The sequence below is a fragment of the Microtetraspora sp. AC03309 genome (genome assembly GCF_020826795.1).
GTDB lineage: Bacteria > Actinomycetota > Actinomycetes > Streptosporangiales > Streptosporangiaceae > Microtetraspora > Microtetraspora glauca.
In genome coordinates this window covers 1-379 of sequence record NZ_JADDIL010000650.1, presented here as the reverse complement: position 1 = coordinate 379, position 379 = coordinate 1, and the positions used below count along the sequence as shown (strand labels likewise).

General features: G+C 65.2%; 1 pseudogene. It reads right to left on the bottom strand.

Features of this window, described 5'->3' with window-relative positions:
- Positions 1-379, bottom strand: a pseudogene (locus tag IMZ11_RS44780) (transcription termination factor Rho); the annotation flags it as partial.

Genomic DNA, 379 nt, shown 5'->3' with positions numbered 1-379 from the left:
GTCTTGGAGACCTGTACCAGGAACTCGTAGTTGTTCTTGGTCTTGCGCAGCTGGCTCATCAGCAGGTCGATGGCCTGGTGGCTGTCGAGGCCCGAGAGCACGCGGCGCAGCTTGTGGACGATGGCGAATTCGTCGGGGCTGAGCAGCAGCTCATCCTTACGCGTGCCCGACGGGTTGACGTCGACCGCGGGGAACACCCGGCGCTCGGCGATCTTGCGGTCGAGCTTGAGCTCGGCGTTGCCGGTGCCCTTGAACTCTTCGAAGATCACGGTGTCACCCGTGGAGCCGGTCTCGACCATCGCGGTGGCGATGATCGTGAGCGAGCCGCCGTGCTCGATGTTGCGCGCCGCGCCGAGGAATCGCTTCGGCGGGTACAGCG